The 15,057-nt window shown below is 74.3% G+C and carries 11 protein-coding genes; 8 read left to right on the top strand and 3 right to left on the bottom strand.

Annotated elements, in window-relative coordinates; genetic code table 11:
- The first annotated feature begins 41 nt into the window (after window positions 1-41).
- The 5 genes from AAW13_RS25405 to AAW13_RS25385 all read left to right on the top strand — a co-directional run bounded on the left by AAW13_RS25405 (window position 42) and on the right by AAW13_RS25385 (window position 8,079).
- Window positions 42-1,973, top strand: a complete 1,932-nt coding sequence (locus AAW13_RS25405; protein WP_046733383.1) for a phosphatase PAP2 family protein — start codon at window positions 42-44, stop codon at window positions 1,971-1,973.
- Between the two features lie 36 nt (window positions 1,974-2,009).
- Complete coding sequence (locus tag AAW13_RS25400; RefSeq protein WP_240528733.1) at window positions 2,010-3,770, top strand: ArnT family glycosyltransferase; 1,761 nt, start codon at window positions 2,010-2,012, stop codon at window positions 3,768-3,770.
- 131 nt (window positions 3,771-3,901) lie between these two features.
- A complete protein-coding gene (locus tag AAW13_RS25395) occupies window positions 3,902-4,825 on the top strand; it encodes a MurR/RpiR family transcriptional regulator (protein WP_046733385.1) in 924 nt (307 codons plus the stop codon).
- A gap of 419 nt (window positions 4,826-5,244) precedes the next feature.
- The gene (locus tag AAW13_RS25390; protein ID WP_046733386.1) at window positions 5,245-5,628 is read left to right on the top strand and encodes a hypothetical protein; all 384 of its coding nucleotides are present in this window, start codon (window positions 5,245-5,247) and stop codon (window positions 5,626-5,628) included.
- Window positions 5,629-5,736: 108 nt separating this feature from the next.
- A complete protein-coding gene (locus AAW13_RS25385) occupies window positions 5,737-8,079 on the top strand; it encodes a SpoIIE family protein phosphatase (RefSeq protein WP_046733387.1) in 2,343 nt (780 codons plus the stop codon).
- 19 nt (window positions 8,080-8,098) lie between these two features.
- Here the strand turns inward: AAW13_RS25385 and AAW13_RS25380 are convergent, their stop codons facing one another.
- A complete protein-coding gene (locus tag AAW13_RS25380; protein ID WP_046733388.1) occupies window positions 8,099-8,854 on the bottom strand; it encodes a peptidoglycan-binding protein in 756 nt (251 codons plus the stop codon).
- 182 nt (window positions 8,855-9,036) lie between these two features.
- On the opposite strand from AAW13_RS25380, the gene AAW13_RS25375 reads away from it, so the two are divergent.
- The 3 genes from AAW13_RS25375 (at window position 9,037) to AAW13_RS25365 (ending at window position 13,347) form a co-directional block, all read left to right on the top strand.
- Entirely contained in the window at window positions 9,037-9,822 is a 786-nt protein-coding gene (locus AAW13_RS25375) for a TetR family transcriptional regulator (RefSeq protein ID WP_046733389.1), read from the top strand.
- A gap of 190 nt (window positions 9,823-10,012) precedes the next feature.
- The gene (locus AAW13_RS25370) at window positions 10,013-10,432 is read left to right on the top strand and encodes a Zn-ribbon domain-containing OB-fold protein (protein ID WP_046733390.1); all 420 of its coding nucleotides are present in this window, start codon (window positions 10,013-10,015) and stop codon (window positions 10,430-10,432) included.
- Window positions 10,433-10,584: 152 nt separating this feature from the next.
- The gene (locus AAW13_RS25365) at window positions 10,585-13,347 is read left to right on the top strand and encodes an alpha/beta hydrolase (RefSeq protein ID WP_046733391.1); all 2,763 of its coding nucleotides are present in this window, start codon (window positions 10,585-10,587) and stop codon (window positions 13,345-13,347) included.
- A 31-nt stretch (window positions 13,348-13,378) separates the two neighbouring features.
- On the opposite strand, the gene AAW13_RS25360 is transcribed toward AAW13_RS25365, so the two are convergent.
- Both AAW13_RS25360 and AAW13_RS25355 read right to left on the bottom strand, forming a co-directional pair.
- On the bottom strand, window positions 13,379-13,774 hold the full coding sequence (locus tag AAW13_RS25360; RefSeq protein ID WP_046733392.1) for a PPOX class F420-dependent oxidoreductase: 396 nt from the start codon (window positions 13,772-13,774) through the stop codon (window positions 13,379-13,381).
- A 50-nt stretch (window positions 13,775-13,824) separates the two neighbouring features.
- The gene (locus AAW13_RS25355) at window positions 13,825-14,997 is read right to left on the bottom strand and encodes a MalY/PatB family protein (RefSeq protein WP_046733393.1); all 1,173 of its coding nucleotides are present in this window, start codon (window positions 14,995-14,997) and stop codon (window positions 13,825-13,827) included.
- Window positions 14,998-15,057: the final 60 nt, after the last annotated feature.

Raw genomic sequence — 15,057 nt, 5'->3', positions numbered from 1 at the left:
CCGTTCGTGAACTCCCAGTAGAACTCAAGAGAGGCACCTCCATGCCGTCACCTGCCGGGCACCACTCCCCTTCTCCGGCCCGTGGACTCGCCGTCGGCCGACGGGGATTCCTGAAGACCTCGCTCGGCGCGTCGGCGGGCATGGTGGCCGCCCCGACCCTCGTCAGCTGGCTCGCCGCCGCCGACGCCAAGGCCGCGACCGCCCTCGCGTTCGTCGACGACTACAAGACGAACATCAGCACCAACCTCACCGCCGACACCAACGCGGTGGTCCGCATCCTCGGCGGCTTCGCGCGGATCTGGAAGACCGGTTCGGCCTGGAACACCGGCAGCGTGCTGCGGGCCGACATCCTGCGCGCCAACATGCGGTACTGCGCCCGCGTCACCACCCGGCGCACCGCCGCCGAGGCGAAGACGGCGTTCCTCTACGACCGCCAGCACCAGAGCTACGCGATGATCGCCGGCCTCGGCCCGCTCGCCGACCTGTACAAGGCCGGCTCCCTCGCGGTCACCTCGATCACCAGCGCGCCGGACACCACGCCCGCCACCACGGTCAGCGACGCCGTGCCGGCCGACGCCCCGGCGGGCTCGGCGCTCGGCGCGGGCTCGCACGACTCGGCGCTCGGCAAGGTGGCCGAACTGGTGGACACGGTGCGCGGCAACTACGCCTCAGGCAACCCGTCCAAGTACGCCTACCAGTACCCGCGTCCCTGGCGGATGAACGAGGACAGCGAGGTCGTCGACACCGGGAGGACCGACGCCTTCGGCTTCCCGGTCTACGAGTCCGACGTGGTCGTCGCCCCGCAGCTGCTGCGCCAGCGCGGCACCTCCCCCACCGACGACGGCGGTTTCCCGTCGGGCCACACCAACGCCTTCCACCTGGCCGGCCTGGCCTACGCGTACGCGGTGCCGGAGCGCTTCCAGGAGCTGGTGACCCGTGCCCTGGAGCTGAGCGACACCCGCATCGTCGCGGGCATGCACAACACGGTCGACGTGCTCGGCGGCCGGGTGATGGCCACCGCGCTGGCCGCAGCCACCCTCGCCGACCCGGCCAACGCCGACCTGAAGAAGGCGGCCCGCGCCCAGGCCCTCGCCTACTTCGAGGCGCGGACCGGCGCCACCGCGGACACCCTGTACGCCTACGCGCACTCGGCCGGCGCCGCCACCGACCCGTACGCCGACCGCGAGGCGAACGAGCGCGCGCTCACCCCCCGGCTGACGTACGTCCTGCGCCGGGAGGGCCGCGACCTGCCGCTCACCGTGCCCAAGGGCGCCGAGGTGCTGCTGGAGACCCGCCAGCCGTACCTCAGCGCCGACCAGCGCCGCGAGGTGCTGCGGACCACCGGTCTGCCCTCCGGGTACGTACTGCTGGACGGCCCGGAGCAGTGGGGCCGCCTGAACCTGTTCGCGGCGGCGGACGGGTACGGCGCCTTCGACTCCGACGTCACGGTCACCCTGGACGCGGCGGCGGGCGGCTTCGCGGCGGCCGACAGCTGGCGCAACGACATCGACGGCCACGGCGGTCTGACCAAGAAGGGCACCGGCACGCTGACCCTGAGCGGCGGCAACCGCTACCGGGGCGGCACCGTGCTGGCGGGCGGCACGCTGGTCGCCGCCTCCGAGGACGCGCTCGGCCGCGGTGACGTCCGGGTCTCGGCCGGCACCCTGCGGGTCGCCGGGGAGCTGTTCGTGCGCGGCACGTACACGCAGGACGCGGGCGCCCTGGAGGTCACCCTGACGAAGGGCCGCAAGGCGCCGCTGGCGGTGAAGCACCTGGCCGTCCTCGGCAGGGGCACCACGCTCACCCTGAACCTGGGCACCGAGCACCCGCCGGCCGCGGGCAGCACCCTCGCCGTCCTGGACGCACCGCGGCTGCGCGGCCAGTTCGACAAGGTGGAGCTGAACTCCACCGCGCTGCGGGCCGTACCCGTGTACACGGCAGAGGGTCTGTCGGTACGACTCGTGAAGCGGTGACGCGCCCGGTGGCGGGAGCGGTGCGACAGTAGGGCCATGACCGCCCAAGATCGCTCCCGGCACCGTGGGCCCGGCGTCCCCGCGGGGCGGATGATGGCAAGCGAACAGCAGTCGGTCCTCGAACCCGACGTCCCCGGTGTCCGGGTCGGCCCGGCCGGTTCCGGGCGCGCCCCACGGCCCGCCCCCGCGGCCCGGCTGACCGCCGCCCTGCGCGCCCGCCGCCGGTGGCTGGTGCCGGTCCTGGTGGTGCTGCTGCTCACCCAGATGGCGGTGGCGATGGTGACCACCGCCGTCGAGCAGACGCCCACCGTGGACGAGCCGGTCTACGTGGCCACGGCCGCCGACTACCTGCACGAGCACCGGCTGCGCTACAACCCCGAGCACCCGCCGCTCGGCAAGCTCGTCATCATGGCGGGCATCGCGGTCGCCGGCCCGCACTACGACCCCTCCTACCGGGGCGACCAGGGGCAGGTGGGCCGGCACCTGCTGTACTCGTCGGGCAACGACCCCTGGCGGGTCATGCTGTGGGCCCGGCTGCCGGTGATCGCGCTGACGCTGCTGTTCGCGCTGGTGGTGTTCGCCTTCGCGGGCGAGCTCCTCGGTACGGCGGCCGGGCTGCTGGCCCTCGCGCTGTACTGCTTCTCCCCCGACCTGATCGCGCACGGCTCGCTGGCCACGCTGGACGTGCCGGCGACCGGGTTCGTGCTGACGTCGGCCTGGCTGGTGTGGCGGGCGCGCCGCCGGCCCCGGCTGTACCTGCCGCTCGCCGGGGCCGCGCTGGGCGCGTCGGTGGCGACGAAGATGAGCGCGCTGCCCGCCATCCCGGTGCTGATGGCACTGGCGGTGCTCTCGGTGTGGGGCCCGCGCGCGGGCCGTGCGCGGCGCGCCGTCGCGGCCGGGGCGGTCATGGCGGTGACGGCGGTCGCCGTGGTGTGGCTCTCCTATCTGGCGGTCGATCCCCGGCTGCGCTTCGTGCCCGCCGCACCCGTGCCGGCGGTGCACGGCCTGCGGGGCGCCCTGGTCGGCCTGATGCCCTTCCCGGAGGCCTACCGGGCCGGGATGCGGGTGCAGTTCGCCCTGGAGGACCTGCCGTGGCAGGGCTTCCTGTTCGGGCACCTCTACACGGGCTCCCGCTGGTACTACCTGCCGGCCGCCCTGCTGGTGAAGACGCCGCTCGGCATGCTGGCGCTGTGGGCGGCCGGTGCCGTCGCGGTGGTGGCGGTACGGCGGCTGCGGCCGGCCGCGCCGTACCTGCTGCTGCCGCCGGCCGTGCTGCTCGCCTCGGCGATGACCGGATCACGGGACTTCGGCACGCGGTACGCGCTGTTCGTGCCGATGTTCCTGGCGGTGGCCGGAGCCTCGGTGCTCGCGGTGCGGTGGCGCTGGTCGCGGCCGGCGGCCGGGGCGCTGGTGCTGTTCGTCGCGGTGAGTTCGCTGCGCACGTTCCCGTTCTATCTGCCGTACTCCAACGAGGCGTTCGGCGGTCCGGCGCGGACGCACCTGCGGCTGCACGACTCCAACGTGGACTGGGGCCAGGACCTGGGCAGGCTCGCCGACCGGCTGCGGGACCGCTATCCGGGACAGCGCGTCTGGCTGGTCTACAAGGGCAGCGGTGTCCCGGCGTACTACGGCATCCACGCCTCCGACCCCCGCAAGGTGCCGCAGGGCGAGGTGCACGGGCTGCTGGTCGTGTCGGACTCGTGGGTCGCCAAGGCGCGAGGCCGGCTGGCCGAGTTGATCAGAAGCAGCAGGGCGGTCGACGAGGTCGGCCATTCGATCACCGTCTACCGGCGGTGATCGCGCGCACCGGTGCCGTGCGCGCACCGCGCGCGTTCGCCGGCGGGGCGGTTCGGTACGGCGCACAACCCCTGGTCACCACGGGCCGTGAGCTATGTTGAGTCCTCGTGGGAGACAAAGGAGGCGCTTCGGTGCCATCGCCGCAGCAGGCACGCGCTCAGGCATCCGCGATCACCTCGGGCAAGACCGTGCCGGAGGCGGAGGCCGCACCCACCTCCCAGCTCCGCGAGCTGTTCGACGGCCCCCGGCTCTCCCCCGGGCAGCGGCGCATCGCCCAGTACCTGATCGACCACATCACCGAGGCGGCGTTCCTGTCGATCACGGATCTCGCCGAGCGGGCCGGGGTCAGCCAGCCGTCGGTGACCCGGTTCGCGGGCGCGGTCGGGTTCAACGGCTATCCCGCGCTGCGCGAGCGGCTCCAGTCGATCGCGCTGCGCACCCTGGCGGGCGGCACGGGACCCACCACCGAGCACCGCAGCAACGAGCTCCAGGCGGCCGTGGACGCCGAGATCGAGAACCTGGAGAACCTGCGCCGGGACTTCGCCGACCCGGACCGGGTGATCTGGATCGGCCGCGAGCTGTCGCAGTCGTCCCCGCTGACCGTGCTCGGCCTGCGCATCTCCGTCTCGCTGGCGGAGTACTTCGCGTACGCCGCCCGCCGTATCCACCCCGACGTACGGCTGGTGACCCGGGGCGGCAGCGTGGCCTACGACGCGCTGTTGCAGTCGCGCGAGGCGGGCGGCACCTGGGTGCTGGCGTTCGGCATGCCGCGGCACGCGCAGGAGACGCTGACCGCGATCCGGGTGGCCCGCACCGCGGGGCTGCGGGTGGCCCTGGTGACCGACCTGGCGCTGGGGGCGCTGGCCGACGAGGCCGACGTCACCTTCAGCACCGGTATCGGCTCCCGCCTGGTGTTCGACACCTACGCGGCGCCCGGTCTGATGGCCGCGGCACTGCTCCAGGCCATGACCGACGCGGATCCCGAGCGCACCCAGGCGCGCCTGGAGGAGTACGAACAGGTCGCCGAGGAGCACCAGTTCTTCCTCAAGGACTGAGCGGAACCGGACGTCTCCCCCTTTCCCGTCACATGACACACCAGGGGGACTATTCACGGCATTTCGCGCATGAATGTTTTCATACGTCTTGCAAAGCGGATCGCATATATAAATACTGCTCACGGATCACCCCGGCACCTCCCGGGCACGTTCCGCACCGAGGACGCACCGCCCGCCCCCGCCCCGAGAAAGCCGACGGACCGCCCATGCGCACGCAGCACCACCCGCAGTGCCGGCGGCCGGTTCCCGGGGCCCTCGCACGGACACCCCCAGCCGCCGTCTCCTACCCGCGTCGGCGCCCGGGGTGTTCGAACGGGCATCGCCTGCGCGATTCGCCCGCGGCGGCTCCGGTCATCCCCTAGGCCGGAGCCGCCGAGACATCCGTCGACCACCCCCACGACGCCGCACACCCGGAAGCGATGATCATGACTCTGACGACGACCACGCGCATCAGCCCCGACTGGCCCTGCCAGGTCAAGGCGCCGGGCAGCTACGACTGGGAGCGCTCCGCGGCCAAGTGGCTGCGGGAACTGGTACCGGCCCGCTACGCCAGCTACCCGGCGCTGATCCGGCACCCCGTGCTGCTCGCCCGGCACGCGCAGATCCAGGTCCAGCACGAGGTCCGGGTGGCGCGCACGGCGCTCCAGACGGCGCGGGCCGAACTGCCGCTGCTGGGCCTGCCCGAGTCGGTCATCGAGCACACGATCAAGCTGTACGCGGCCGAGGTCATGCAGCTCCAGCACATCGCGCGCAGCGTCCGCGTGGTCACCGAGGCACTGGTCGGACACAGCACCGGCCGCTGACCCTGCCGGTCCGGGGCTCCGCAGCGGCTTCACAGATCCCGCACGGGTGTGATCGGAAGCGCCTTCCTGTGCCATGCTCGACCCGTGACGAGCGAGCACGTTTCCGCTGTGGACACCGGCTCCGCCGCCCAGGCGGCAGCGCTGGCCAAGGTGGTGTCGCGGCAACGCGCCGAGCTGGACCGGCTACGGGACTCGGTGGCCACCTCCGCCGTGGTGGAGCGGGCCAAGGGGGCGCTGATGGCCACCACGGGCTGCACCCCCGACGCCGCGCACGAGGCGCTGGTGAGGCGGGCCGAGGCCGGCCACCGGACCCTGCTGGAGGAGTGCTGGCTCACCCTCGGCGCCCTGATGCCCGGTACGCCGCCCGCCACGGCCCCCGGCGCGGAACCGCCCGACCCGGCGGGTGAGCGGACGTCCCTGGCCGTGCCCGAGGTCGCCGAGATCCTCGGCCGGCTCGGCAGGGCCCTGGTGCGCGTCACCTCCCCGCGGGAACTGGCCGGGACACTCCTCGAACACCTGGCGCCCCGGCTCGGCGCCGACGCGGTGCTGCTGTACCGGCGGCTGCCGGGGAACGGACTCGAACTCGTCGCCGACGCGGGCATCGACGCGGCCCTCGCCGACCAGTGGCGGCTGGTGCCCCCGCTGAGCGGGATCGCCCCGCTGGAGGCGATCAAGGCGGGTGAACCGCTCTGGCTGGAGCACTTCACCGAGGACCGGCGGCACTACCAGCTCATCGGCGAGCCGCACGGGCGCTGGCGGTCCCGGGCCTGGCTGCCGATGACGGCGGGCGGCGGGACCGAGGCGGCCCTCGGTGTGCTCCGCCGGGACCGGAGCGCCTTCCAGCCCGCCGACCGCGAGCTGCTGACGGCCGTCGCCCGGCTGTGCGCCGGGCGGCTCAGCACCCTGGACGCGCCCGCCGCGCCGGTCCCCTCGGGGTTCTCCGGGGCGGTCCAGAGCGTGCTGGACGCGCTGCCCGGGGCGGTGGTCCTGCTGACCCCGCTCCGTTCCCCCGGCGGGACGGTGGAGGACTACCGCATCGACGCGGCCACGCCGGACGCCGTGGACATCCTCGGCCGCACCGGCCACGAGATGATCGGCGCGCACATCCTGGAGAGCTATCCCTCGGTCGCCGGCGAGTCCCTGTGGCAGGGGTACCTGAAGGCGCTCGGCGGGGAGCCGTACGAGGGTGAGCCGTTCGTCTACGAGGAGATCGTCGCCGGGGTGCCACTGACCGCCACCTACTCGGTGCGGGCCGCACGCCTGGGCGAGGGCCTGCTGGTGAGCTGGCTGCGGCACGACCCCGAGGAGCGCCAGGAACAGCGGCTTGCGGACATGCAGCGGCTGGGCAACCTCGGCTGGGCGAACTGGAACCTGGTCACCCGTCAGGTCACCTGGTCCTCGCAGGTGTACACGATCCTGGGCCGCGACCCGGGGCGCGGAGCGGTCCCGCTGGACCTGCTGCCCGACCTGGTGCTGCCCGAGGACGCGCACACGCTGGCCCGGGGCGTCGCCGAACTCGCCCGTACCGGCCGCCGGCTGGACGTGCCGTTCCGGGTCAGGTCCGGGAACGCCGTCCGGCATCTGCGGGCCGTCGCCGAGACGGTGAACGCGCCGGACGGTACGGTCGTCGAGGTGCACGGCTTCGTGCAGGACCTCACCGCACAGCGCAGCGCCGAACTCGCCCTGGTGGACAGCGAACGGGCGATCCTCGTGCAGCGCGGTGTCCTCGACGCCGAACGCGCGCTGGCGACCCGGCTCCAGCACGCCCTGCTGCCGCTGCCCAGCGAGCCGGTGCGGCTGTGCGGACTGCGTGTCGAGGTCGCCTACCTGCCCGCGCAGGCCGGGGTCCATGTCGGCGGCGACTGGTTCAGCGCCGTCGAACTGCCCGGCGACGCGGCGCTGTTCGTGGTCGGCGACGTGGCGGGGCACGGCGTGGACGCGGTCGCGACCATGGCCCAGCTCCGGTTCACGGCCAAGGGCATGGTGTCCACCGGCTCCTCGCTGACCGGTGCGCTGGCCCGCCTGAACTTCCTGCTCCTGCACTCCCGGGACAGCCAGTCCACCGCGACCCTGATCCTCGCCCGTTACGAACCGGCCGAACACCGTCTCGTCTGGGCCCAGGCGGGTCACCTGCCGCCCCTGCTGGTGCGCGACGGCGAGGTGCGCCGGCTCGACCGTCCGGAGGGCATGCTCCTCGGGGCCCACGCCGAACCGTCCTACGGGTCCGCGGAGTTCCGGCTGGAGCCCGGCGACCGGCTGCTGATGTACACCGACGGCCTGGTGGAACGGCCCGGCGAGGACATCGACGCGGGCCTGAACCGGCTGGCCGAGGCCGTCCGCGCCGCCGAACCCGACTCCCTGGCCGCGTTGCTCGACGCGATGCTGGTCGGCGAACGACGCGACGACGTGTGCGTGCTGGACATCCGGGTGCCGCTGGAGGACGAGGAGTGACCACGGGCCGGCCGGCGGGTCAGCCGTCGGTGGTGGTGAGGGTCGTGCGGGACTCAAGGGCCTGCCGGGTGTCGTCGCCGTAGACGCCGCGTTCGTCGCCGCTGATGCCGTACCAGATCTGGAAGCGCTCCACGGCGGCGGTGAGGGCGGCGTCGTAGGTCCCGCCGGTGGAGCCGTCGCGGTAGACGTCCGGGATGCGCAGCAGGCGCTGCTCCAGTTCGACGACCTCGGGGCCGGTGTCACCCCGGCGGAGGGTGCCGGCGCCGTCGGGGTCGTCGGTGGAGTCCGAGGCCGGCGGGGTGCTCGCCGGTGCCGTGCCGGCGGACTCGGACGGCTGGGCGGCGGCCGCGGTGCCCTCCCGGCCGGGCAGCAGGAGCGCGCTGCCGAAGCCGACCAGGGCGGCCGCGCTGACCGCGACCACCACGGCGGCCCGGCGCAGTCCCGGTCCGAAGCCGAAGGCGCGGGACGGGCCGCCGACCCGGCCGTGTCCTCGGCCGCGGGCGCCGTACCCGGTGCGCGGGCCGTCGGTGACGGGCGGCAGTTCCTGGGTCTCGTCCTCCGTGCCGCCGCCGGGCGCACGCGCGGAGTCGAACGCCTCGAAGTCCGCCGGGCCCCGGGCGCCCTTGGCCGTCCTCTCCTTCTCGTCGGCCTCCGCCTCCTCGCGGATCTCCCGCATCAGCTCCGCGAGGGCGTCGAGCCGGCGCGGGCGCAGCACCCGTACCGGTTCCAGTACCGGTCCGCGGTGCGGCTGTTCAGGGTCGGGCGGTGTCGACACACTGCTCTCCTTCCACGTCCCGTGTCCCGTGCGCACGGGTGTCCGCGATCCCCGAGAACACATACGGGGAGAGCGGCCCACCGGTTCAGCCCGACCGGGAGAGCGGGGCCGCAGTGCACTCAGTTCCCCGTATGGCGTGCACTGAGTGCCATGAGGGCGGCCGGAATGCTACGTTCGCGTCCATGAGCTCCAGCAGTGCGGCACCGCCCGCCAAGCCGCCCATGCGGGACGCCCTGGTCGCGGCGGCCTTCCGGCTCTTCCTGGAGCGCGGCTACGAGCAGACGACCGTGGACGACATCGTCGCCCTCGCCGGGGTCGGGCGCCGCTCGTTCTTCCGTTACTTCCCGTCCAAGGAGGACGTGGTCTTCCCCGACCACGAGGGGTGCCTGGCCGACATGACCGCCTTCCTGGCGGCGAGCGACCCGGGGGCCGAGCCGGTACGACGGGTGTGCGACGCGGCCCGGCTGGTCCTGCGGATGTACGCCGAGAATCCCACCTTCTCCGTCCAGCGCTACCGGCTCACCAGGCAGGTCCCGGGGCTGCGCGCGTACGAGCTGTCGGTGGTGTGGCGCTACGAGCGGGCGCTCGCCGCGTACCTGCGCGGCCGCTACGCCGGCCGGCCGGACGGGACGCTGCGCGCGGACGTGGTGGCGGCGGCGGTGGTCGCGGCGCACAACAACGCGCTCCGCTCATGGCTGCGTTCGGACGGACAGGGCGACGCGGGCGAGGCGGTCGACCACGCCCTCGGCTATGTGCAGGCCGCGTTCGGCACCGAGCAGGGCGGGATCCGGGAGGAGCCCCCGGACGGCCCCCGGCAAGCCCTCGTCGCTCCCGGCGGGGCGCCGTCGGCCGCGCTGTTCGGCGGGACCGCGGAGCACCCGGAGGACGTCGTCGTACTGGTCTCCCGGCGGGACGCCCCGCTGTGGCGGGTGGTGCAGGAGATCGAGACCGCGTTCGGCCGCGCCTGACGGAGGCACCGCCGCGCCCGGCGTGGCCGATCGGCACGCTCAATTTCAGGGCACCCAGTACCTTTACGACTGGCACTGAGTGCCATACTCTGTCGGCGTGCACGGTGGCACGGCGAACCGGGCACACGCGCGCCCGGCCGGGCCCGGTGCGCGATTCCGGATTCCGGGCGAGCGCAGGGAGTTGACCAGCGTGTACCACCACTCGGCGAGCGCCGCACAGTCGGCGGTCGGATTCGCGACGAGCGTTCTCGACCCCAGGCCCGCGGACCACCCCAAGGACGCCATCACCTTCCAGCGCTGCACCTGGTGCGGCACCGCGATGTACCACCGCCTGCTGTGTCCGGTGTGCCAGGGCAGCGACCTGCGCGCGGAGCGCAGCGAAGGGGTGGGCACGGTCCGCCACTCGACGGTGGTGCACCGCAACACGCCCGCCGCGCGCAACGTCTCCCTCATCGAGATGGCCGAGGGCTTCGTCGTACGCGGCCGGGTCATGGGCCCGCCGATCGGCATCCACAGCGGCGACCGGGTGCGGCTCTCCACCGCCAAGGACCCGGTACGGGGCGAGCCGGTCTTCCAGCTCCTCGACGAGCCGTACCGCGCCTGGAGCTGACGGCCGGGGCGGACGGCCCCCTCCCTTCGCCCCGTTGACCCGATCCCCCCTTCCTCACAGGCAACCCACAGACTGCCGGCTCCGTCCTCCGGGACGCGAGGGCCTCCCGGGACGGCCGGGGTGGGCGTGCTCGCCTTTCGAGGAGGGGAACATTGGTCCGTACCGGGCGAATATGGGTCACCGTGGCGACGGTGCTCGCGCTCGCGGGAGGAGTGTCCGGCACCACCGCGCACGCCGAACAGGCCCCGGCCACAGCGGTGTCCGGCGGACAGCTGCCACCGGGCTGGCGCCTCGACGACGGGCGGTCGGCGCCCGAGCTGGTGTGGCGGTCGGGCAGCCGGGTGCCCATGGGGGACGCGCGGGTGGAGTTCCGTGCTGACGGGCGCCTGTTGGGGGTGCCGAAGCCGGAACGGGACGGCCGCACCTTCCGGCTGGGGCTGGCGGGCACGCGAGCCGGCGCGCTGAGAGGTCTTCAAGTGTGGTCCGGCGGACGGCGGCTGGACCGTCACCAGGCCACCGCCGCACCCGGGGCGGGGGCGGCCCCGCTCCCCGCACCGCTGCCCGCGGGCCCGGTGGATCCTGGCAGACCCGGCCCCTATCGCACGGTCAGCGGCTCGTACCGGCTCACGTCGGTGCGGCTGCCCGGATTCTCCGTGCCGGTCGAGATGCGCGCCGTGGTGGTCGCACCGGCCGGGGCACCCGGCGCCCGTCCGCTCGCGCTGTTCCTGCACGGCCGGCACGCCACCTGTTACACCCCGCACGGCGGCGCCGACGGCGTCTCGGGCGCCTGGCCGTGCCCGGCCGGCACGCTCCCGATCCCCAGCCACCGGGGTTACCTCCGCGACCAGCGGCTGCTGGCCTCCCAGGGCTATGTGACCGTGTCCGTCTCGGCGAACGGGATCAACGGCCAGGACTGGCAGGCCGAGGACGGCGGCGCCCAGGCCCGTTCGTCCTTGGTGCGACTGCACCTGGCGCACTGGGCGGACTGGGCGCGGCACCCCCGGCAGGCACCGCGGATCGTACGCGAGGCACCCCGCGCCGACCTCTCCCGGGTGCTGCTGGTGGGTCACTCGCGGGGCGGCGAGGGGGTGAACCGGGCCGCGCTGGACAGCCTCTACCCGCCGCCTGCCGCACAGGACGGCTACCACGGCGCGGTGCGCTGGCACATCAGCGGGACCGTGCTGATCGGTCCGACCGTCTTCGGCCAGAACCCGGTACCGGACGTGCCCTCGCTCACGATCCTGCCGGGCTGTGACGGCGACGTCTCCGACCTCCAGGGCGAGGTGTACGTCGACGGCACACGCGCCGTCAGCACCGGGCGGGCCCTGCACAGCGCGGTGTACGTGATCGGCGCCGACCACAACTTCTTCAACACGGAGTGGACGCCGGGGCAGGCGCAGGCACCCGCGGAGGACGACTTCTACGACGACCCGGACCACCGGGACCCGGTGTGCTCCCCCGGTACGGCGACCCGGCTGACCGCCGACCGCCAGCACCGCGCCGGATCGGCCTACATCGCCGCCGCGGCCCGGCTGTTCGTCGCCGGGGACGACAGGGTGCGTCCGCTGCTGGACGGTTCGGGGCGGCGGGCGCCGTCGGCGGATCCGGCGCGGGTGCTCAGTCACGCGGTCGGCGCGAACCGCGGCGCCGGGTTCCTGCCGGACGGCGGGGTGACCGTGACCGGCGGCCGGCTGTGCTCGGCGGTCGACCCCGACCCGGCGGCGGCCTGCCTGGGCCAGGGGGCCCGGGGGGCCTCACCGCACTTCGCGCAGTGGCAGACGGCACGCGAGTCCGGACGGCACGCGATCGCGCTGCGCTGGACGGCCGCCGGTGCTCCGGCGCGGGTGCGGCCGGCCCGGCCGGTCTCCCTGCTCGGTGCCAAGGCACTCGCGCTGCGGGTCTTCGTGCCGCCGAACTCCCGGGGCACGCAGCTCGACGTGTCCGTCACCGACGGCCACGGGCGGCGGGCGAGGCTGGGCCGGGTCACGGTCGACGGGCTGCCCGGCAGCGACCGCACCGCGTCCTACTGGGCGCGCGAGGTGCGCCTGCCGCTGACCGGCGCCCGCGGCGCCCGGCTGGACCTGCGGTCCGTCGACTCCCTCGAACTGACGCCGCGTTCGGCGTCCGGTCAGGCCTGGCTGATGGACGCCTGGGGCTGGCGGCCCGGCACCCCGGCGGTCCGGGCGGCCGAGCTGCCGCGCGTGGACGTCGGCCGGCTCACGGTCGACGAGGGCGACTCCGGGGCACGGACCTACCGGGTCCCGGTGCGGGTGTCCGGCCGGGGCAGCGGCCAGGTCCGGGTGTACGTCGTCGACCCGGCGACCGGCACCGCCGAGGACCGTCTGGTCACCGTGCGGCCCGGCGGCCATGACGTCGACGTGCCGGTGCGGGTGACCGGCAACACCCGGTACGGCCTCGACGTGCCGCACGACGTGCTGGTCAAGGCGGTGCACGGGGCGGTGGTGGGCTCCTACCGGGGCGGGGTGACCGTGCACGACGACGACCCGGCGCCGAAGGTCACCGTGACCCCGCTCGCGGACCGGGTGACCGAGGGCGCGGCCCTGAAGTGGCGGATCTCGCTGTCGGAGGCCGCCGACACGGACATCGGCGCGCTGTTCGTGCCGGTACCGGTCGACGGCGGCGCGGAGCTGTCCACCAAGGACGTCGACCCGGCCTGGCTGGCCGGGGTCTCCGGGGCGCGACCGGACCCGGAGCGGCCGCTGTCGAAGGTGGACGGCCTGTATCTGTGGCTGGACGTGCCCGCCGGGAAGACGGCCCTGGACGTGGCCGTGCCCACCGTCCGGGACCGGGTCGGGGAGCCGGCCGAGTCGGTGAGTTTCCGGCAGACCGGCGACGACGGCCGGCCGCTGCCGGACGGGCTCGCGCTCAACGGCACGGTGCTGGACGCCCCGTAGGCACGTTCGCCCTGGGGAGGCGGCGGCCTCCTCAGGGCGTCAGCGTCACCCGGATGCCGACGGTGCCGTCCAGGCCGCGCCGCAGCCTGCTGCCGAGGAGCGTGAGGCGGCCGGTGACGCCGTACTTGCGGGCGATGAGGGCGCGGTAGCGGGCGGTGGTGGCCGCGTCGGCGATCTCGGCGGTGGCCGGGAGCGGCTCACCGGTCGGGCGCCCGCGCAGGTCGCAGGGGCCGACCTGGACGTCGGCGCGGCGGCGGATGCGCTTGACCTTCCAGCTGTCGGTGGTCGTCCAGACGCCGAGGCCGTCCCCGTCCCGCACCACCCACACCGGGGTCGGGACGGGGGTGCCGTCCTTGCGGTAGCTGGTGATCAGCAGGTACTTGCCGGCGCCGAGCCGGTCGAGCGCCGTCCCGGAGGTGTCGTCCATGCCGGAAGTGTAGGCGGCCCCGGCTGTCCGGGCGGGCCGGCCGGGGTGGCTCAGCCCAGTGCCGTCGCCATGCGCCGTACCGCCTCCGTGATCACCTCGGGCGAGGTGGCCAGGTTGAACCGGACGTGTCCGGCGCCGCCCGTCCCGAACGGGATCCCGGAGTTGACGGCGACCCGGCCGCGCTCCAGGAACACCTCTGCCGGGTCGTCGCCGAGACCGAGGGCGCGGCAGTCGAGCCAGGCGAGGTAGGTCGCCTCGGAGGGCCGGTACCCGATGCCCGGCAGGTGGCGGTCGAGCAGGCCGGCGAGGAGCCGCCGGTTCTCGTCGAGGCCGGCGAGCAGCGCGTCCAGCCAGGCGGTGCCGTCGGTCAGCGCCGCCGTGTGGGCGAGGACGCCGACATGGCTCGGGCCGTGGCTCACCTCCTCCGGCAGCCGGGCGAGGTCGGCGGCGGCCCCGGGTCCGGCGACGGCGACGGCGGCCTTGAGTCCGGCGAGGTTCCAGGCCTTGGACGCCGACATCAGCGACAGCCCGCGCTCCGCGCCCGGCACGCTCAGGTACGGCACGAAGCCGACGCCGGGCGCGGTCAGCGGGGCGTGGATCTCGTCGGCGACGACCCGCACCCCGTACCGCTCGGCGAGGGCCGTCACGGCGGTGAGCTCCCCGGCGGTGTGCACGGTGCCGGTCGGGTTGTGCGGGCTGCACAGCAGATGGGCGGCGCGGGCGCCGCCGAGTCCGCGGAAGGTGTCCTCGAGGACGCCGAGGTCGAGACGCCCGTCGGCGCCGAGCGGGGCCTCCACGACCCTCCGGTCCAGGTTCCCGACGAACTGGTAGAACGGCGGGTACACCGGTGAGTTGACGACGACGGGGTCGCCGGGCCCGGTCACCAGCCTGAGCATTTCGACGACCCCGAGCATCACGTCGGGGACGATCGCGGTGCGGGACACGTCCAGCCCGTCCCAGCCCCAGCGTTTCGCGGCGAACGCGGCGAGCGCCTCGGCGTAGGCGGTGCCCGCGGGGTAGCCGGTGTCGCCGAGTTCCATCGCGTCGGTCACCGCGCGGACCACCGCTCGGGCGAGCGGCACGTCCATCTCGGCCACCCACACCGGGAGTACGTCCTGCGGGTAGGTGCGCCATTTCATGCTGGTACGACGTCGCAGCCGGTCGAGGGTGAGGGCGCGCAGCGGGTTCGGTTCGCCCGGGTTCTCCTGCGGGGTGCTGGTCATGGCCTCAAGATAGGCGGCCGGTACGGACCCGGGAACGAGGCGGGCGGTCACGTCGTACCG

Origin of the sequence: Streptomyces humi (genome assembly GCF_001005085.2) — a bacterium.
Classification (GTDB): domain Bacteria; phylum Actinomycetota; class Actinomycetes; order Streptomycetales; family Streptomycetaceae; genus Streptomyces; species Streptomyces humi.
The sequence above is the reverse complement of the archived record's forward strand: the minus strand, read 5'-3'. Positions and strand labels throughout refer to the sequence as shown.